The 17,726-nt window shown below is 66.9% G+C and carries 24 protein-coding genes; 7 read left to right on the forward strand and 17 right to left on the reverse strand.

Annotated elements, in window-relative coordinates; genetic code table 11:
• Positions 1-10 precede the first annotated feature (10 nt).
• Complete coding sequence (locus tag ABD989_RS13095; RefSeq protein WP_345313826.1) at positions 11-868, forward strand: LysR family transcriptional regulator; 858 nt, start codon at positions 11-13, stop codon at positions 866-868.
• Between the two features lie 4 nt (positions 869-872).
• On the opposite strand, the gene truA is transcribed toward ABD989_RS13095, so the two are convergent.
• The 8 genes from truA to infA form a co-directional block, all read right to left on the reverse strand.
• The gene (gene truA / locus ABD989_RS13100; protein ID WP_345313827.1) at positions 873-1,736 is read right to left on the reverse strand and encodes a tRNA pseudouridine(38-40) synthase TruA; all 864 of its coding nucleotides are present in this window, start codon (positions 1,734-1,736) and stop codon (positions 873-875) included.
• A 78-nt stretch (positions 1,737-1,814) separates the two neighbouring features.
• Positions 1,815-2,396 carry a 50S ribosomal protein L17 gene (rplQ, locus tag ABD989_RS13105; RefSeq protein WP_345313828.1) on the reverse strand — a complete coding sequence of 194 codons (582 nt, stop codon included), beginning with the start codon at positions 2,394-2,396 and terminating at the stop codon, positions 1,815-1,817.
• A 59-nt stretch (positions 2,397-2,455) separates the two neighbouring features.
• Positions 2,456-3,508 carry a DNA-directed RNA polymerase subunit alpha gene (locus ABD989_RS13110; RefSeq protein WP_246991825.1) on the reverse strand — a complete coding sequence of 351 codons (1,053 nt, stop codon included), beginning with the start codon at positions 3,506-3,508 and terminating at the stop codon, positions 2,456-2,458.
• A gap of 78 nt (positions 3,509-3,586) precedes the next feature.
• Positions 3,587-4,192, reverse strand: coding sequence for a 30S ribosomal protein S4 (gene rpsD / locus ABD989_RS13115; RefSeq protein WP_345313829.1), 606 nt, complete (start codon positions 4,190-4,192; stop codon positions 3,587-3,589).
• 21 nt (positions 4,193-4,213) lie between these two features.
• Complete coding sequence (gene rpsK / locus ABD989_RS13120; protein WP_345313830.1) at positions 4,214-4,621, reverse strand: 30S ribosomal protein S11; 408 nt, start codon at positions 4,619-4,621, stop codon at positions 4,214-4,216.
• Positions 4,621-4,989, reverse strand: a complete 369-nt coding sequence (rpsM, locus tag ABD989_RS13125) for a 30S ribosomal protein S13 (RefSeq protein ID WP_246991831.1) — start codon at positions 4,987-4,989, stop codon at positions 4,621-4,623. The genes rpsK and rpsM overlap by 1 nt, the downstream gene beginning before the upstream one ends.
• 175 nt (positions 4,990-5,164) lie before the next feature.
• Complete coding sequence (gene rpmJ / locus ABD989_RS13130) at positions 5,165-5,278, reverse strand: 50S ribosomal protein L36 (RefSeq protein ID WP_024332746.1); 114 nt, start codon at positions 5,276-5,278, stop codon at positions 5,165-5,167.
• Between the two features lie 49 nt (positions 5,279-5,327).
• A complete protein-coding gene (infA, locus tag ABD989_RS13135) occupies positions 5,328-5,549 on the reverse strand; it encodes a translation initiation factor IF-1 (protein ID WP_003418601.1) in 222 nt (73 codons plus the stop codon).
• A gap of 223 nt (positions 5,550-5,772) precedes the next feature.
• Here infA and ABD989_RS13140 point away from each other — a divergent pair, with 223 nt between their 5' ends.
• The 5 genes from ABD989_RS13140 (at position 5,773) to ABD989_RS13160 (ending at position 9,285) form a co-directional block, all read left to right on the forward strand.
• A complete protein-coding gene (locus ABD989_RS13140; RefSeq protein ID WP_345313831.1) occupies positions 5,773-6,180 on the forward strand; it encodes a phage holin family protein in 408 nt (135 codons plus the stop codon).
• A gap of 14 nt (positions 6,181-6,194) precedes the next feature.
• On the forward strand, positions 6,195-6,713 hold the full coding sequence (locus ABD989_RS13145; protein ID WP_345313832.1) for a DUF4396 domain-containing protein: 519 nt from the start codon (positions 6,195-6,197) through the stop codon (positions 6,711-6,713).
• Between the two features lie 71 nt (positions 6,714-6,784).
• On the forward strand, positions 6,785-7,630 hold the full coding sequence (gene fdhD, locus ABD989_RS13150; RefSeq protein ID WP_345313833.1) for a formate dehydrogenase accessory sulfurtransferase FdhD: 846 nt from the start codon (positions 6,785-6,787) through the stop codon (positions 7,628-7,630).
• Between the two features lie 10 nt (positions 7,631-7,640).
• Entirely contained in the window at positions 7,641-8,090 is a 450-nt protein-coding gene (gene dtd / locus ABD989_RS13155; protein ID WP_345313834.1) for a D-aminoacyl-tRNA deacylase, read from the forward strand.
• A gap of 1 nt (position 8,091) precedes the next feature.
• A complete protein-coding gene (locus ABD989_RS13160) occupies positions 8,092-9,285 on the forward strand; it encodes a glycosyltransferase 87 family protein (protein WP_345313835.1) in 1,194 nt (397 codons plus the stop codon).
• Here the strand turns inward: ABD989_RS13160 and map are convergent.
• The 9 genes from map to rpsH form a co-directional block, all read right to left on the reverse strand.
• On the reverse strand, positions 9,269-10,006 hold the full coding sequence (gene map, locus ABD989_RS13165) for a type I methionyl aminopeptidase (protein ID WP_246996758.1): 738 nt from the start codon (positions 10,004-10,006) through the stop codon (positions 9,269-9,271). The genes ABD989_RS13160 and map overlap by 17 nt on opposite strands.
• Positions 10,007-10,068: 62 nt before the next feature.
• Positions 10,069-10,614, reverse strand: coding sequence for an adenylate kinase (locus ABD989_RS13170; RefSeq protein ID WP_246991842.1), 546 nt, complete (start codon positions 10,612-10,614; stop codon positions 10,069-10,071).
• Complete coding sequence (secY, locus tag ABD989_RS13175; protein ID WP_246991845.1) at positions 10,611-11,942, reverse strand: preprotein translocase subunit SecY; 1,332 nt, start codon at positions 11,940-11,942, stop codon at positions 10,611-10,613. The genes ABD989_RS13170 and secY overlap by 4 nt, the downstream gene beginning before the upstream one ends.
• Positions 11,943-12,156: 214 nt before the next feature.
• The gene (gene rplO, locus ABD989_RS13180) at positions 12,157-12,600 is read right to left on the reverse strand and encodes a 50S ribosomal protein L15 (RefSeq protein WP_246991847.1); all 444 of its coding nucleotides are present in this window, start codon (positions 12,598-12,600) and stop codon (positions 12,157-12,159) included.
• The gene (gene rpmD / locus ABD989_RS13185; RefSeq protein WP_246991849.1) at positions 12,597-12,782 is read right to left on the reverse strand and encodes a 50S ribosomal protein L30; all 186 of its coding nucleotides are present in this window, start codon (positions 12,780-12,782) and stop codon (positions 12,597-12,599) included. Before rpmD ends, rplO begins: the two co-directional genes overlap by 4 nt.
• Positions 12,783-12,785: 3 nt before the next feature.
• Positions 12,786-13,445, reverse strand: coding sequence for a 30S ribosomal protein S5 (rpsE, locus tag ABD989_RS13190; protein ID WP_246991850.1), 660 nt, complete (start codon positions 13,443-13,445; stop codon positions 12,786-12,788).
• Between the two features lie 43 nt (positions 13,446-13,488).
• Complete coding sequence (gene rplR, locus ABD989_RS13195) at positions 13,489-13,884, reverse strand: 50S ribosomal protein L18 (RefSeq protein WP_246991852.1); 396 nt, start codon at positions 13,882-13,884, stop codon at positions 13,489-13,491.
• Between the two features lie 3 nt (positions 13,885-13,887).
• Positions 13,888-14,424: a 50S ribosomal protein L6 gene (gene rplF, locus ABD989_RS13200; protein ID WP_246991854.1), complete on the reverse strand. Its 537-nt coding sequence runs from the start codon at positions 14,422-14,424 to the stop codon at positions 13,888-13,890.
• A 14-nt stretch (positions 14,425-14,438) separates the two neighbouring features.
• Positions 14,439-14,837, reverse strand: a complete 399-nt coding sequence (rpsH, locus tag ABD989_RS13205) for a 30S ribosomal protein S8 (protein ID WP_246991856.1) — start codon at positions 14,835-14,837, stop codon at positions 14,439-14,441.
• A gap of 412 nt (positions 14,838-15,249) precedes the next feature.
• On the opposite strand from rpsH, the gene ABD989_RS13210 reads away from it, so the two are divergent.
• Complete coding sequence (locus ABD989_RS13210; RefSeq protein WP_345313836.1) at positions 15,250-17,652, forward strand: serine/threonine-protein kinase; 2,403 nt, start codon at positions 15,250-15,252, stop codon at positions 17,650-17,652.
• The last annotated feature ends 74 nt before the right edge of the window (positions 17,653-17,726 follow it).

Genomic DNA, 17,726 nt, shown 5'->3' on the forward strand with positions numbered 1-17,726 from the left:
CAATGAGGTCATGGAGTTTCGGCAGCTGATCTACCTCGTCGCCGTCGCGAAACACGGGGGATTCTCGCCCGCCGCGCGCGCGTGCTTCGTGTCCCAGAGTGCGGTCAGCCACCAGGTCGCCGCCCTCGAACGCGAACTGGGTGTCGAACTTTTCCACCGCAGCGGACGCACCGTGACGCTCACCGAGGCGGGCGAGCTTCTACTCCCCCGCGCCGAGCAGATGCTGACGCTGCGCGACGACGCGATCGCCGCGGTCACCCCGCGTCCCGACCGTGTCGCGGTCGCCGCCAACATGTCCTTCGCGCGCGCCGCGCTCAGCGCGGTGGCCGCGGTCCGCGAGCGCCATCCCGAGGCCGAGATCGACTTCCTGCTCAAGCCGTTCGAACAGCGCATCGACGCCGTCGCGAGCGGCGAGGCGGATCTGGCACTGGTTCGCGGGACCGTCGATCGGGACGGGCTGTACCGCGATCCGCTCTGGGTGGATCAACCGGTGATCGCTTTCGCCGCGCGCCACCCGCTCGCAGCACACGTCCGCAGCCCCAACCTCGCCGAGTTGGCCGAGTATCCGCTGATTCTCCCGGCGGCCGACAAGCAGGTGCTGCTGCACAAACTGGTGGAGAAGGTGTTCACCCGCGCCGGCGTCACGCCACGCTACGGGCCGCAGTCGCGGCCCGGCCATCCGGTGGCCTTCGAACTGATCAATCAGCCCGACAGCTGGACCATCCTCTACGAGGATCCGCTCGCCCCCGGCATCGCCTGCCGGCGCAGCCTCGAGTTCACCCTGCCCGTGTCGGCGGTCCTACGAACGGACGCGACGCCCAATCCGTTGGTCGCCGAGCTCCTCATCGAGCTGTCGAGCTACCGCTGAGGGGTCAGTCGCCGCAGCAGCCGTCGCCGCCCAGGTCGCCGCCGAGGTCCGCGGCCGATCGGACGTCGCGGGTGCGCTCGTTGCGCGCCGCCCATTCGTGCTCCGGGGGATAGTAGACCTCCGCGAGGGCCAGACCCCGCGCCTGCGCGACCGGCACCTGCGCACTGCGCGTCCGCTCGGCGAGCAGCCCGGCGCACCAGTCGAGGTCCCGACGCCCCTCGGCCACCGCGGCGACCGCACCGACGAGTGACCGCACCATGGACCAGCAGAAGGCGTCGGCCACCACACGCCCGACGAGCACGCCGTCGTCGTCCCGCCGCCAGCCGAACTCCTGCAGCTCGCGAATGGTGGTGGAGCCCTCGCGGAAGCGGCAGAAGGCGGCGAAGTCGTTCAGCCCCACCAGCGACGACGACGCCGCGTTAAGTGCCGCTAGATCGAGGGGCCGCGGCCAGTCCGCGGTGCGGCGCGCCGACAACGGCTCCGGGCCCCAGACGGCGTCGGTCAGGCGGTACTCGTAGCGTCGTGCCAGCGCCGAGAAACGGGCGTCGAAGTCGGCCGAAACCGCCTCGACGGACTTGATGCGCACGTCGGCGGGCAACAGCTTGGCCAGGCGGCGCACCAGGCGCGCGGGATCGCCGCCGATGGAGCGAGTGTCGAGGGCCGCGGTCGGCACGTCGCAGTGCGCGACCTGTCCGGTGGCGTGCACCCCGGCGTCGGTGCGCCCGGCCACCGTGAGCCGGACCGGCACCCGCAGCACGGTCGCGAGCGTCGACTCCAGCGTCTCGCAGACGGTGCGTCGGCCAGGCTGCGTGGCCCAGCCGGAGAAGTCGGTGCCGTCGTACCCGATCAGCAGCCGCAGCCGCAGCATTGGAGAAACGACGAACCCGCCGACCCCCTCGCGGGGATCGGCGGGTTCGTTCGCAGGCGTCTGAATCAGAGCGCCCGACTACTTGGCGTCGTCGGAACCGTCGACGTCGGCACCCTCGGCGAGAGCCTCGTCTGCGGTAGCCGCAGCCTGGTTCTCGTCGGCGGCCTCGGACACGGCTTCGGCGTTCTCGACCTCGGCGTCGGTGGCCTCGTCGATGACCTCGGCCACCGGGTTGGCGACCTTCTCCGCAGCAGCCTTGGACGCAGCGGCGCGGGTGGCGCGGCTGGCCTCGGTGGAAGCGGTCTGCTCGGTCACGAGAGCGATCACGGCCATCGGCGCGTTGTCGCCCTTGCGGGGCAGGGTCTTGATGATGCGGGTGTAGCCACCGTCACGGCTCGAGTACAGCGGAGCGATGTCCTCGAACAGCTTGTGGACGATGTCCTTGTCGCGGATGTCCTTCATCACCTGGCGACGGTTGGCGAGCTCGCCGGCCTTCGCGTGGGTGATGAGCTTCTCCGCGTACGGACGCAGGCGCTTGGCCTTGGCTTCGGTGGTGGTGATGCGGCCGTGCTCGAAGAGCGCCGTGGCCAGATTGGCGAGCATCGCCTTCTGGTGGCTGGCCGACCCGCCGAGGCGGGCACCCTTAGTGGGCTTGGGCATTGGTTTCTCCTAGGAGGGGCGCCGATCGCAGACCGGCAGTCTCAAATGGTCTTCGACAGCTACAGCTGCTCGGTCTCGGCGAAGTCCTCACCAGCGTCGTCGCCGTACGACGACTCATCACTCCACATCCCGGTGGCCGGGTCGTAGCCCGCGACCTGCGAGGGGTCGAAGCTGGCCGGGCTGTCCTTGAGAGACAGCTGCAGGCCGTGCAGCTTCACCTTGACCTCGTCGATCGACTTCTGACCGAAGTTCCGGATGTCGAGCAGATCCGACTCGGTACGCGCCACCAGTTCGCCGACGGTGTGAACACCCTCGCGCTTCAGGCAGTTGTACGAGCGGACAGTCAGCTCCAGATCCTCGATCGGCAGGCTGAACGCGGCGATGTGATCGGCCTCGGCAGGCGACGGTCCGATCTCGATGCCCTCGGCCTCGACGTTGAGCTCCCGCGCCAGGCCGAACAGCTCGACCAGCGTCTTACCGGCCGACGCCAGGGCGTCACGCGCGGTGATGGAGTTCTTGGTCTCCACGTCGAGCACCAGACGATCGAAGTCGGTGCGCTGCTCGACACGGGTGGCCTCGACCTTGTAGGTCACCTTCAGGACCGGCGAGTAGATCGAGTCGACCGGGATACGGCCGATCTCGGCGCCGGTGGCCTTGTTCTGCACGGCCGGCACGTAGCCGCGGCCCCGCTCGACGACGAGCTCGATCTCGAGCTTGCCCTTGTCGTTCAGGGTGGCGATGTGCAGATCCGGGTTGTGCACGGTGACGCCGGCGGGCGGCACGATGTCGGCGCCGGTGACGGCTCCCGGACCCTGCTTCCGGACGTACATGGTGACCGGCTCGTCTTCTTCCGAGCTGACCACGAGGCCCTTGAGGTTCAGGATGATGCCGGTGACATCCTCCTTGACTCCGGGGACGGTGGTGAACTCGTGCAGAACGCCGTCGATGCGGATGCTGGTGACTGCTGCGCCCGGAATGGACGACAGCAGCGTGCGCCGCAGCGAGTTGCCCAAGGTGTAGCCGAAGCCCGGCTCGAGGGGTTCGATGACGAACTTCGAGCGGTTCTCGGCGAGGACCTCTTCGGACAGAGTGGGTCGCTGGGAAATTAGCATGGTGAGTGATTCTCCTTCGACCGCCCGCTATTTGACGGTCTCGAGGGTGAACCGGGACAGCGTTGGCTGCCTCGGCGATTACTTGCTGTAGTACTCGACGATGAGCTGCTCGGTCAGCGGCACATCGATCTGCGCGCGCTCGGGCACGTTGTGCACGAGGAGACGCAGAGTCGAGGGGACGACCTGGATCCACGCCGGAACCGGACGCTCGCCGAGGGTCTCCTTGGCGATCTGGAACGGCGGGGTGGCCAGCGACTTCGGCTTGACGTCGATGATGTCGTACTGGCTGACGCGGAAGCTGGGGACGTCGACCGAGTGGCCGTTCACGGTGAAGTGACCGTGGCTGACCAGCTGGCGCGCCTGACGACGCGTGCGAGCCAGGCCCGCACGGTAGACGACGTTGTCCAGACGGCTCTCGAGGATCTTCAGCAACTCGTCACCGGTCTTGCCGGAGCGACGGTTGGCTTCCTCGTAGTAGCGACGGAACTGCTTCTCCATGACGCCGTAGGTGAAGCGAGCCTTCTGCTTCTCCTGCAGCTGGAGCAGGTACTCGGTCTCCTTGATGCGCGCGCGACCGTGCTGGCCGGGCGGGTAGGGACGACGTTCGTACGCCTGGTCTCCACCGATCAGGTCGACGCGAAGACGACGGGACTTCTTGGTTGCGGGGCCGGTATAACGAGCCATTTTCCTTTTCCTCCCTCTCCGCTAGACCCGGCGCCGCTTGGGCGGGCGGCAGCCGTTGTGCGGCTGCGGGGTCACGTCGGAGATGGTGCCGACCTCGAGGCCGGCTGCCTGCAGCGAACGAATGGCGGTCTCGCGACCCGAGCCCGGTCCCTTGACGAAGACGTCGACCTTCTTGACGCCGTTCTCCATGGCCTTGCGGGCAGCGTTCTCGGCAGCGAGCTGCGCGGCGAACGGGGTGCTCTTACGCGAACCCTTGAAGCCGACGTGGCCGGACGACGCCCAGCTCAGCACGTTGCCCTCGGGATCGGTGATCGACACGATCGTGTTGTTGAACGTCGACTTGATGTGCGCCTGGCCGTGCGGGACGTTCTTCTTGTCGCGACGACGAGTGCCCTTCTTCGGGCCGGCACTACGTGACTTGGGGGGCATTACTTCTTCTTCCCGGCGATGGTCTTCTTCGGACCCTTACGGGTACGAGCGTTGGTCTTGGTGCGCTGACCGTGGACGGGCAGGCCACGACGGTGGCGCAGACCCTGGTAGCAGCCGATCTCGATCTTGCGACGGATGTCGGCCTGGACCTCGCGGCGCAGGTCACCCTCGACCTTGACCGAGGCTTCGATGTACTCACGGAGCTTGCTGACGTCAGCGTCCGTGAGGTCCTTGGCGCGCATGTCCGGGTTCAGACCGGTGGCGGCAAGGATCTCCTTGGAGGTGGTACGACCCACCCCGAAGATGTAAGTAAGTGCGATCTCCAGCCGCTTCTCGCGGGGGAGATCGACACCGGCAACACGTGCCATGTGATTCTTCCTTCGATTTTCAGAGGTCTGCTCCCAGTCCGTCCCGCCTCTGCGACGGGCCCCGGCCTCTGTCCGGGGGTAGGCGGGCACGCGTCTGCGCCCGCTGGTGCTGGGAGTTCCTTCACTTACCTGTGTTCAGTTGTGTTCTTCAAGCGGACCTGAAGAAGAACGCGGATCAGCCCTGGCGCTGCTTGTGGCGCAGGTTTTCGCAGATCACCATGACTCGCCCGTTACGGCGGATCACCTTGCACTTCTCGCAGATCGGCTTGACGCTGGGGTTGACCTTCACGTCAGCTTCTCCTTATTCAAGTTCCGGACTCGTCCGCGAGCCCGGCGGTCTACTTGTAGCGGTAGACGATGCGGCCGCGGCTCAGGTCGTAGGGCGAGAGCTCTACGACGACCCGGTCCTCCGGCAGGATGCGAATGTAGTGCTGACGCATCTTCCCGCTGATGTGGGCGAGCACCTTGTGGCCGTTCTCCAGCTCAATGCGAAACATCGCATTGGGCAGGGGCTCGACAACGCGACCCTCGACCTCAATGGCTCCGTCTTTCTTAGCCATGTCCTCCGCGATTCTGGTCGACGCGGCAAGCGTCTCCCGGTTGAATCTTGTGTTTTCCGCTACGGTCGGTGCAACGCGCGACTGGTCGCACGCATGCGAGAACGCACGACGCACCGAGGTTCAATGTTACGCGACCTGCGCCGTCAGAGCCAATCGGTGCGCGTGGGGCATGCGACACAGGGCAATCGCCGCCCGACGAGGCAGGCTTTGACAGACTGACTCCATGCGCTCATTCATTCTCCGCACGCTGCTGACCGCTTTCTCCCTGTGGGTGGCAGTGGAACTGGTTCCCGGGCTGGACTTCGACTTCGGATCGCTCACGAACTGGTGGGCCAAGTTCGGCGTCGTCCTGCTGATCGCCGTGATCTTCGGTCTGGTGAACGCCTTCGTGAAGCCGATCATCCAGATCCTGTCGATCCCGCTCTACATCATCACCCTGGGCCTGATCCACATCGTCATCAACGCGTTCATGCTCGAGCTGACCGCGTGGATCACCAACAACCTGACGCACTGGGGCCTGCAAGTGGATGACTTCTTCTGGTCGGCGATCTTCGGCGCCCTGGTGATCTCGGCCGTGAGCTGGTTGGCGGCCGTGCTGCTGCCCGACAGCGTCGACAACCTCTACACCTAAGAAGTCAAACATCCATGACGCCCGCGCTCGACCTGTCCGGCAAGCCGCACTCGCGCCCGGTGTCGGTCTTCGTAGGCACCAGCCATTGCGGCGCCGGCTGTTCACTCGCCGACCTGGTGGTGCAGTGGGCGCTCTTCGCCATCCCGTCGATCGCCGTGCTCGGCGGTTGGCATTGGCTGTTCGACGATCAGATCTACGCGGGCTGGGTGATCGCCTACGTCGTGGCCCTCGCCTTCGGTATCACGTTCCAGTTCGCGGCGATCGCCCCGATGAACCCGCAGCGCAGCGTCGGCGGCAACATCGCCGCCGCCACCAAGGCGGACGTGCTGTCACTCTCTGCGTGGCAGATCGGGATGTACGGATTCATGGCCCTCACCCAGCTGCTGATCTTCCCGCAGTGGCTCGGCGGCCCGGTGGCCATCGACACCGCCACGTTCTGGTTGCTGATGCAGTTGGCCATGGTCGCCGGCTTCTGCACCGCCTACCCGGTCAACTGGTGGCTCCTGCATGCCGGTATCAAAGAGGCCATGTAGCGCGCCCGACTGGTTTCCGCCCCAGCAGGATCGCGCCCCAGCAGAATCGCACACAGTTAGGATCGCCCCCGATGGGACGAATCACCGCACGACGACGCGTGCTGCGCGTGCATCGGGACGGTACCGCCGACGCCCGCGCCGATCTGCTGGCCGTCGAAGAACCTCTCGAGATCCGGGTCGACGGTCGGCCGCTGTCGGTCACCATGCGCACACCGGGCGACGACATCGAACTCAGTCTCGGCTTCCTCGTCGCCGAGGGCATCATCGCGTCCCACGAGGACGTGGTCTCCGCCGGCTTCCGGGGCGGCGAGGCGCTGGACGTGACGCTCGCCGAGCACGTCGCGCCACCGTCGGACGATCTGTCCCGCCACGTGACCACCACGAGTGCGTGCGGCGTCTGCGGTAAGACGTCGCTCGCCGCGGTCCACACCACCTCGCGCTTTCGCCCGGACACCGATCCGGTGCGGGTGGGCGCCGTCTTCCTGCTCGACCTCCCCGTCCGGCTGCGCGCCAAGCAGACCGCCTTCGACAAGACCGGTGGCTTGCACGCGGCCGCCCTGTTCGATGCGCGCAGTGGCGAGCTGCTGGTGGTCCGCGAGGACGTCGGGCGGCACAACGCCGTCGACAAGGTGGTCGGCTGGGCGCTCACCGAACAGCGGCTGCCCCTGACCGGCACGGTGCTGCAGGTTTCCGGGCGTGCCAGCTTCGAGCTGGTCCTCAAGGCGGCGATGGCCGGAATCCCCGTGTTGTCGGCGGTGTCGGCGCCGTCGTCGATGGCTGCCGAACTCGCCGTCGACCACGGCATCACGCTGGCCGGCTTCACCCGGGGCGACTCCCTGGTCCTGTATGCGCGCCAGGACCGCGTCGTCGGGTCGTCGCCCGCGGACGTCCCGGACGGCCCCGAGCCCACCCGGTAGGGTCACCGGGGTGCGAGCGGTCATTCAACGAGTCAGCGCCGGATCGGTCACCGTCGACGGCGAATGCCTCGGCGCCCTGGAGTTGGCCGACGGCGCTCTCGGCTTGGTTGCACTGGTCGGCGTGACCCACGACGACGGATCGGCGCAGGCGACGAAGCTGGCCGACAAGATCTGGGGCCTGCGCATCTTCGACGGCGACGGCGGCCCGGAGCGGTCCGCCGCCGACGTCGGCGCGCCCATCCTGGTGATCAGCCAATTCACCCTGTACGGCAACACCGACAAGGGCCGTCGTCCCACCTGGAACGCGGCGGCACCGGGCTCGGTCGCCGAGCCGCTCGTCGACGCGGTGGTCGCGGAGCTGCGGGCGCGCGGCGCACACGTGGAGACCGGACGGTTCGGCGCCGACATGAAGGTCGCGCTGGTCAACGACGGCCCGGTGACCCTGCTCCTCGAGGTCTGAGGTGCCCGTCCCCCGCCCCGTGGGCGTGCTCGCGATCGGGGCGGTCGCCTTCGCAGCGTCCCTCGCTCTCGGCCTGCTGCTCGGCTTCGGCCACGACCAGATCGACCTCGACGTCTATCGCGCCGGCGCGCAGGCCTGGCTCGACGATGTGGACCTGTACGCCGCCTGGTTCCCGGTGCACCACATCTGGCTGCCGTTCACCTATCCCCCGCTCGCGGCCGTCGTCTTCACCCCGTTCGCGATCCTGCCCGCCACGGCCGCCGCGGTCGCGATGGCCACCCTGTCGATGGCGTCGTTGGCCGGCACGGTGTGGCTCATCCACACCCGTATCCGCCCCGACCTGGACCGGATGATCGCCGTCGGACTCATGCTCGTCGCTCTCGCTGTCGCCATCCAGCTGGAGCCGGTCACCGAGACCCTCGGCTTCGGCCAGGTGAATCTGATCCTGATGTTCCTGGTCACCGCAGACCTGCTGGTCGAGAGACCCTGGTGGCCGCGCGGCATGCTGATCGGCCTCGCCGCCGCGGTGAAGCTGACCCCGGCGGCGTTCGGACTGTTCTTTCTGCTCAACCGCGACGTCCGCGCCGTCGCCACCCTCATCGGCTCGGCCGCCGCGGCCACCGCCGTCGGCTTCCTCCTCGCGTGGCACGATTCGCTGGAGTACTGGTTCGGCGGCGTGCTGACCGGGACGGACCGCATCGGGACGACGTTCTTCTCGTCGAATCAGTCCTGGAAGGGTGTGCTCGCGCGACTGGCCCCGGACGCCGGCGCCGCGCTGTGGCTGCTCGGCGCGACGATCGTGGTCGGCTGTGCCGCGATCCTGATGGTGCGGCTGCTGCGCGCCGGACGTGCACCGGAGGCGATGGTGGTCAACGCGCTGGCGGTGCTGCTCTGCTCACCGGTGTCGTGGTCGCACCACTGGGTCTGGGTGGTGCCCGCGCTGGTCCTGGCGGTCGACGCCGCGGTGCGGGGCCCGCACCGGGCGGCGCTCATCGCCGGCACCACGGCCGTGACCGCGGTCTTCGCCATCGGACCGCATTGGCTGGTCCCGTACTGGCGATCGCCGCAGCACAGCCCGGAACTCGAGTGGGCGTGGTGGCAGCACCTGATCGGCGACACCTACTCGCTGATCGCCGCAGCCGTCCTCCTGGCCGGCGTCGCGTTCTACCGGCCGACGGTCAGGGCCGCGGTGTGAGAATGCGCGGGCCGTCCTCGGTCACCGCGACGGTGTGTTCCCAGTGGGAGGCGCGCGTGCCGTCGTCGGTCACGACGGTCCAGTCGTCCTCGAGAATCGACGTGTCGGGACCGCCCAGCGTCAGCATGGGTTCGATGGCGAGCGTGGAGCCGATCGCCAGCAGCTCCTTGCCGCGCCCGGGATTGTCCTCGTTGGCCACGAACGGATCCATGTGCATCTCGCGACCGATGCCGTGCCCGCCGTAGCCTTCGACGATGCCGAAGGAGCGGCCGAACCGCTTCTCGGCGGCGCGGGTCCCGGCTTCGATGGCCTTGGAGACGTCGTTCACGGTGGCCTCGGCGATCATCGCCGCGATACCCGCTTCCAGCGACATCCGGGTGGCTTCGTTGAGCTCTTCGTCGAGCTTCGACAGCGGCCCGATGCCGAAGCTCCAGGCGGAGTCGCCGTGCCAGCCGTCGAGAATGGCGCCGCAGTCCACAGACACCAGGTCGCCGGTGGCGAGCACCACCTTCGAGGACGGGATGCCGTGCACCACGACCTCGTTGACCGAGCTGCAGATCGACCCGGGGAAGCCGTGGTAGCCCTTGAACGACGGCACTGCCCCGGCCTCGCGGATCACCGTTTCGGCGATCTCGTCGAGGTCGGCGGTGGTCACACCGGGCTTGGCCTCCTGGCGGCAGGCCACGAGGGCGGCGCCGACGATGACGCCGGCCGCCTCCATCGCATCCAGTTCGCCGGGTGTGCGGAAGGGAACGACCTTCCGCTTACGGAAGCGAACCACTATTACTTACCGAGCTTGCTCAGCACCTGGGTGTGCACGTCGGCCACTTCGCCCATGCCGTCGATCTCGGTGATCGAACCGGCGTAGTGGGTCAGCAGCGGCGCGGTCTCGTCGGCGTAGACCTTCATCCGGTTGCGGATGACGTCTTCGGTGTCGTCGGCGCGGCCGCGGGCGAGCATGCGCTCCACGACGGCGTCTTCGTCGACCACGAACGACAGCACGCCGTCGAGCTCCACGTTGGCGTCGGCGAGAATGCCGGACAGCGCCTCGGCCTGCTCCACGGAGCGGGGGAAGCCGTCGAGGATGAAGCCCTTGACCGCGTCCGGCTCCACGAGGCGCTCGCGCACCATGTTGACGGTGATCTCCGGCGGCACCAGGTTGCCGGCGTCGAGGTACTTCTTGGCCTCGAGACCGATCGGGGTGCCCTGCGAGATGTTCGCGCGGAACAAGTCGCCGGTGGAGATGTGCGGAATGCCCAACGCTTCGGAGAGCAGTTCGGCCTGCGTGCCCTTGCCTGCTCCGGGAGGACCGAGAATGACGAGTCTCACTTGAGGAACCCTTCGTATTTGCGTTGCATCAGCTGGCTACTGATCTGCTTCAGCGTATCGAGGCCGACGGCCACCATGATCAGAAGGGCCGTACCGCCGAACGGGAGATTGGCCACACTGCTGCTGTTGCCGATCTCCAGGAACAGGTTCGGCAGGATCGCGATGATGCCCAGGTACAGCGAGCCGGGCAGCGTGATCCGGCTGAGCACGAAGCTCAGGTAGTCGGCGGTCGGTTTGCCCGGACGGATCCCCGGGATGAAGCCGCCGTAGCGCTTCATGTCGTCGGCGCGTTCCTCCGGGTTGAAGGTCACGGCCACGTAGAAGTACGTGAAGAAGATGATCAGCAGGAAGTACGTCGCGATGTGGAACCAGCTGCCCGGATCCACCAGGTTGTCCTGAATCCAGAGCTTCCAGCCGGAGATCTCGCCGCTGCCCTGGGTCACGCTGATGATGAGCTGCGGGATGTACAGCAGCGACGACGCGAAGATCACCGGGATGACGCCCGCAGTGTTGACCTTGATCGGGATGTAGGTCGACGATCCGCCGTACATCTTGCGGCCCACCATGCGCTTGGCGTACTGGACCGGGACGCGACGCTGACCCTGCTCGATGAACACGACGGCGACGAGGATGATCAGCACGGCCAGGCAGACCAGGCCGAAGATCAGGCCGCCACGGCTCTGCAGGATGGTGCGGCCTTCGGCCGGGAGGCGCGCGGCGATGCCGGCGAAGATCAGCAGCGACATGCCGTTGCCGACGCCGCGCTCGGTGATCAATTCGCCGAACCACATGACCAGGCAGGCGCCCGCGGTCATGACCAGGACAATGAGGGTGAGCGCCATGATGGACTTGTCGACCAGGATGGCGTCGGAATTACAGTTTCCGCCCGACGACGGCAGCAGGTTGCCCGCGGCTGCGAGGGCCACGATGCCGGTGGACTGCAGCAGTGCCAGCGCCACCGTGAGGTAGCGGGTGTACTGCGTCATCTTGTTCTGGCCGGACTGGCCTTCCTTGCGGAGCTGCTCGAAGCGCGGAATCACCACGGTGAGCAGCTGCACGATGATCGACGCCGTGATGTACGGCATGATGCCGATCGCGAAGACCGACAGCTGCAGTAGCGCGCCGCCGGAGAACATGTTGATCAGCGAGTACACCTGGCCGGTGTCGCCGGTGGTGGCGGCGTCGACACAGTTGTTGATCTCGCGGAAGTCCACACCGGGCGACGGCAGCGTCGCGCCGAAGCGGTAGAGGACGAGGATGCCGAGGACAAAGAAGATCTTCTTCCTCAGGTCTGGCGTCCGGAAGGTCGCCACGAGGCTGGAAAGCACTAACTCCTCCTACGACCGCGCGATCTTTCGACCGTCAGCGGTGCTCGGCTTCATCTCGTTGAAAAGTACTCGACGGGTCGCTTTCGCGTCCGTCACGCGGGCGGGGCCCGCAGAACCAAAACTTTAACAGCCGCCATGAGCGGCCGGTCAGGTGCGCCCGGTCTCATCCCGTGACGGGACGACGACGCGGGCACACCTGACCGTTGGTACAGACCTACTGCTCGGTGACCGAACCGCCGGCGGCGGTGATCTTTTCCTTCGCAGCACCGGTGAACTTGTCAGCGGTGATGTCCAGCTTGACGGTCAGTTCGCCGTCGCCCAGGACCTTGACCAGCCGGTTCTTGCGCACGGCGCCGGCGGCGACGAGCTCGGCGACACCGACGGTGCCACCCTCCGGGAACAGGTTGGCGAGATCGCCGACGTTGACGACCTGGTACTCGACCCGGTTGCGGTTCTTGAAGCCCTTGAGCTTCGGGAGACGCATGTGGATCGGCATCTGGCCGCCCTCGAATGCGGCGGGCACGTTCTTGCGTGCCTTGGTGCCCTTGGTGCCGCGACCCGCGGTCTTACCCTTGGAACCTTCACCGCGACCCACGCGGGTCTTCTCGGTCTTCGACCCGGGAGCCGGGCGAAGGTGATGCAGCTTGATAGCGCTCATTCGTTGACCTCTTCAACAGTCACGAGGTGCCGCACGGCCTTGACCAGGCCGCGGTTGATCGGGGTGTCCTCGCGCGTGACGGTCTTGCGGATGCCCTTGAGGCCAAGGGTGCGCAGGCTGTCACGCTGGTTCTTCTTGGTACCGATGGTGCCCTTGATCTGGGTGATCTTCAGCTGTGCCATGGTTTACTTCCCTTCGGTCGCCGCGGCGGCAGCAGCGGCGCGAGCGCGCAGCATGCCGGCCGGTGCGACGTCTTCGACGGGCAGGCCACGTCGAGCAGCGACCTCTTCAGGCTGCTGAAGCGACTTGAGCGCCTCGACGGTGGCGTGCACCACGTTGATCGCATTGTCCGAGCCCAGGCTCTTGGCGAGGATGTCGGTGACACCCGCGCACTCGAGGACGGCGCGCACGGCGCCACCGGCGATGACACCGGTACCCGGGCTGGCCGGACGCAGCATAACGACGCCGGCCGCAGCCTCACCCTGAACCGGGTGGGTCACGGTGCCGCCGATCATCGGGACGCGGAAGAAGCTCTTGCGAGCCTCCTCGACACCCTTCTGGATCGCCGCGGGAACTTCCTTGGCCTTGCCGTAGCCGACACCGACCATGCCCTGGCCGTCGCCGACCACCACGAGCGCGGTGAAGCTGAAGCGGCGTCCGCCCTTGACCACCTTCGAGACGCGGTTGATGGTCACCACGCGCTCGAGATGGTTGCGCTCTTCGCGCTCGTTGCGGCCACCGCGGCTGTCGCGACGGTCGCCGCGGCCGCGGCGCTCGCCGCGATTGTCGTTGCTGTTGTTGGCGCCGGCAGGTGCGTTTCTGCCGTCACGCGCGGGTCCGGGCATTAGAGATCCCCTCCGGTCATGGTCATGGTCATCACGTTGATCATCAGAACGCCAGGCCTCCCTCGCGGGCAGCGTCGGCCAGGGCCGCGATGCGACCGTGGTAGGCCTTGCCGCCGCGGTCGAAGACCACGGTCTCGATGCCGGCAGCCTTGGCGCGCTGGGCGACGAGCTCGCCGACCTTGGCGGCCTGGGCGCTCTTGTCGCCGCCGGCGCCACGCACGTCGGCCTCGATCGAGCTGGCGGCGGCCAGGGTGTGGCCGGTCAGATCGTCGATCACCTGAACGTGGATGTGGCGGCTGCTGCGGTGCACGGCCATGCGCGGACGCTCGGCGGTGCCGTTGACCTTCTTGCGCAGGCGGAAGTGACGACGCTTGGTCGCGGTGCGACGACGGGTCGACGCGTCCTTGCCGAGGGGTGTGCGGTCGATTGCTTCACTCATGTCTTACTTACCCGTCTTTCCGACCTTGCGGCGGATCTGCTCACCCTCGTAGCGCACGCCCTTGCCCTTGTACGGGTCCGGACGACGCAGACGACGGATGTTCGCCGAGATCTGGCCGACTAGCTGCTTGTCGATACCCGAGACCGAGAACTTGGTCGGAGACTCCACCGCGAAGGTGATGCCTTCCGGAGCCTCGATCGGCACGGGGTGGCTGTAGCCCAGGGCGAACTCGAGATCGCGGCCCTTGGCCTGCACGCGGTAACCGACGCCGTAGATCTCCATCTTGGTGGTGTAACCGTTGGTGACACCTTCGACGAGATTGCTGACGAGCGAGCGGTTGAGGCCGTGGAGAGCGCGGTTACGACGATCGTCGTCGGGCCGGGTCACCACGATGGTGTTGTCTTCCTGAGCCACAGCGATGGGCTCAGTGACGGTGAGGCTCAGTTCGCCCTTGGGGCCCTTGACCTTCACGTCCTGGCCGGCGATGGTCACTTCCACGCCAGCAGGGATAGCAATGGGGTTCTTACCGATACGCGACATTTCTTGCGCTCCCCTTACCAGACGTACGCGAGGACTTCGCCGCCCACGCCCTGGTTGATTGCCTGGCGATCGGTCAGCAGGCCCGACGACGTGGAGATGATCGCCACGCCGAGGCCGCCCAGCACCTTCGGCAGGTTGGTGGACTTTGCGTACACGCGCAGACCCGGCTTCGACACGCGACGGAGGCCAGCGATGCTGCGCTCCCGACTCGGGCCGTACTTCAGGGTCACGGTGAGCTTCTTCCCGACCTCGGCGTCTTCGACGCGGAAGTCGGTGATGTAGCCCTCACGCTTGAGGATCTCGGCGATGTTCACCTTGATCTTCGACGAGGGCAGAGACACCTCGTCGTGGTACGCCGAGTTGGCGTTACGCAGACGCGTCAGAAAGTCTGCGATCGGGTCAGTCATGGTCATGGTTGACCGTCAACCTTTCTCGTAGTGGTTCCCATGCAACGCCGGGCGCAGACTCGTGAGAGTCGTTGACCTGCGGTGGGCCTTCCACGAAGTGGATAGTTGTGCAAGGTTCTGCGGATCGATCGCTCTCACCGCGACCTTGTCCGATTCCATTGGCTTTTCGCCGGGACCGGAAAAGGTATGAAGTTGTGGCTCCCGGGGGCACAGTTCACCCGGGCAACCGTTCAAGTGTAGGTAATCGCAGGCCGGACCGGCAAATCGTGCCGCGAGCGCACGATGGAGCCGTTGTCCACGTCGCCGACTGCTACTTCACTGGATCCTGAGCACGAGCGGTGAGCGGCCACGAGGGAATAGGACTGCCGCGTACGACGCGCCCGGTACTCTGACGCGGCAACCATCAGGGGGAACACACGTGAGCACGCTTGAACCAGGGCAGATCTTCGCCGGCTACACCATCGAGTCACTCCTCGGCGCAGGCGGAATGGGCGAGGTCTACATCGCCCGCCACCCCCGACTCCCCCGCAGCGACGCCCTCAAAATCCTGTCCGCACCCCTCGCCGACGACGACGCCTTCCGCCGCCGCTTCGAACGCGAAGCCGACGTCGTCGCCGGCCTCTCCCACCCCCACATCGTCAAAGTCCTCGACCGCGGCGAACACGACGGCCGCCTCTGGATCGCCTACGAACGCATCCACGGCACCGACCTCGCCGCCCACACCGGACACGGCCCCCTCGACCCCATGACGGTCGGTCGCACCATCACCGAGATCGCCTCGGCCCTCGACGAAGCCGCCACCCACGGCCTCGTCCACCGCGACGTGAAACCCGCCAACATCCTCATCGACCAACACGACCGCGCCCTCCTCACCGACTTCGGCATCGCCCACCTGACCGCCGAAGCCAACGAACTCACCGGCACCGGCATGACCATCGGCACCGTCACCTACGCCTCCCCAGAACAACTCCTCGGCCAGCCCGTCGACGCCCGCGCCGACCAATACTCCCTCGCCGCCACCGCCTACACGCTGCTCACCGGCACACCCCCATTCACCAGCACCAACGCGGCCTCGCTCATCATGGCCCACATCCAACAACCACCACCGCGCGCCAGCACCATCGCCCCCGCGCTCTCCCCCGACGTCGACACCGTCCTGGCCACCGCACTCGCCAAGAACCCCGCCGACCGCTACCCCGACAGCCGCACCTTCGCCACCGCCCTCACCGCAGCACTCAACACCACCCCACCCACCGATGTCGTCGCCGCGGCAACCGACCAGCCGACCACCACTACACCCGTCGACCAAGCCACCACACACTTGAACACCCCGGCTCCCGCGCCCGCCGCTTACGTCGCCACCCAAGCCGGACCAGGCGCCATCCCCGGACCACCCGGACCTGGCGGACCAGCCGGACCACCCGCTCCGCCGACCGCGCCGACGGCCAAGAAGTCCCGCAAACCGGCGATCATCATCGGCTCAGTCGTCGGCATCGCGATCCTCGTCTTCGGCCTCCTCGCCGCAATGCAACCCTGGAACTCCGATAACCCCGGCGCCACCCGCCCCGGCGTAACGGTCTCCCCCAACGCCGCCGACCTCCCCCGGAACTCGGCCACCCCCGACATGGCGTCGCTGGCCACCAAACCCGAAGACCCCAAATGGGTCTTCGACGTTCCGGGCAAACTCACCGAACGTTCCTCGGTCACCCCGGCCGGCGGCAACGAGAAGCTGGTCATGATCTCCGTCAATCGGGACCGGACCAACACGCTGTACCTCCTCGACGCGGACACCGGGAAGGTCGTGCGCACGGTACCGGTCACCGGTATTGAGAACCCGTACGTCCACGACTGCAAGAACTTCACCGACCCGAACAAACTGATCTGCCCCATGGACACGAGGAACGCGTACGCGACGATCGACCTCGGGACCGGCGCGATCACCCCGGTGCCGGTCAGCGGTGACCCGAAAGTGGTTGTCTCCGGCAACACCGCACTGTTCCTCACCGAGAACAGCATCACGGCTATCAGCAACACCGGCCGAAGGCTCTGGGGCACTCCCCACTTCAACGAACTCGTTGAGCGGCTCCCCCAGGGCAGTCCGGTGGTCCCGGTCGCGACCGAAACGACATTGACCCTGCACGACGCCACCACGGGGAAGGCGGTCTACACCTACGACGCCATCAAAGCCCTCGGGCCCGGCCATACCTCGCGCGTGACGTGGCAGCCGTACGCCGACGGCTTCCTGATCGTCACACCGGGGGAATCGCTCAACGACAACCTCGTCGAGATCTACGACGCAGCCGGCACGAAGACCGCGACAGTCGAGAACGGTTGGCTACCCGTCGCGTACGACGCCGCCGAGGGTCACGCTGTCGTGTCCCCGCTACCCGTCCTGACCAACAAGCACACCAACCAGGTCGCCTCCGTCGACCCCGAGACCGGGCGGCCCGTCGTGACCGTCCAATTGCCGGCCGTCGCGACCGAGGTCCTCGGCGCGGTCGGCACCAAGGTGGCTGTCGAGTACGTGTCCGCAGAGCTCTCGCTCCCCGGCCAGACGAAGATGAGTCAGGTCTGGTTCGACGTGTACGACGGCGCGGGCGGCACCTTCACCACTCACTACCCTCCGCGCCTCCTCGGTACCGACGGGAAGCGATTGCTGATCGAGGAGTCAGACGACTTCAGCGTCTACGAGACCAACGACTACAGCCCCCTCGAGGCCGTGAACAGCCAGCCGTTGTGGGAAGTGAAATCCACCGGCTCCCAGGACGAACCGTTCGTCATCGGCGGCAAGCTCTACGTCGCGAACCGTCGCATGCTCTAGCTGTCGCCCCCGGGGGCGGAATAGGACTGTCGGGTACGGCGTGCCCGGTAGTCTGACGCGGCAACCATCAGGGG

It is taken from the genome of Gordonia alkaliphila (assembly GCF_039542465.1).
GTDB lineage: Bacteria > Actinomycetota > Actinomycetes > Mycobacteriales > Mycobacteriaceae > Gordonia > Gordonia alkaliphila.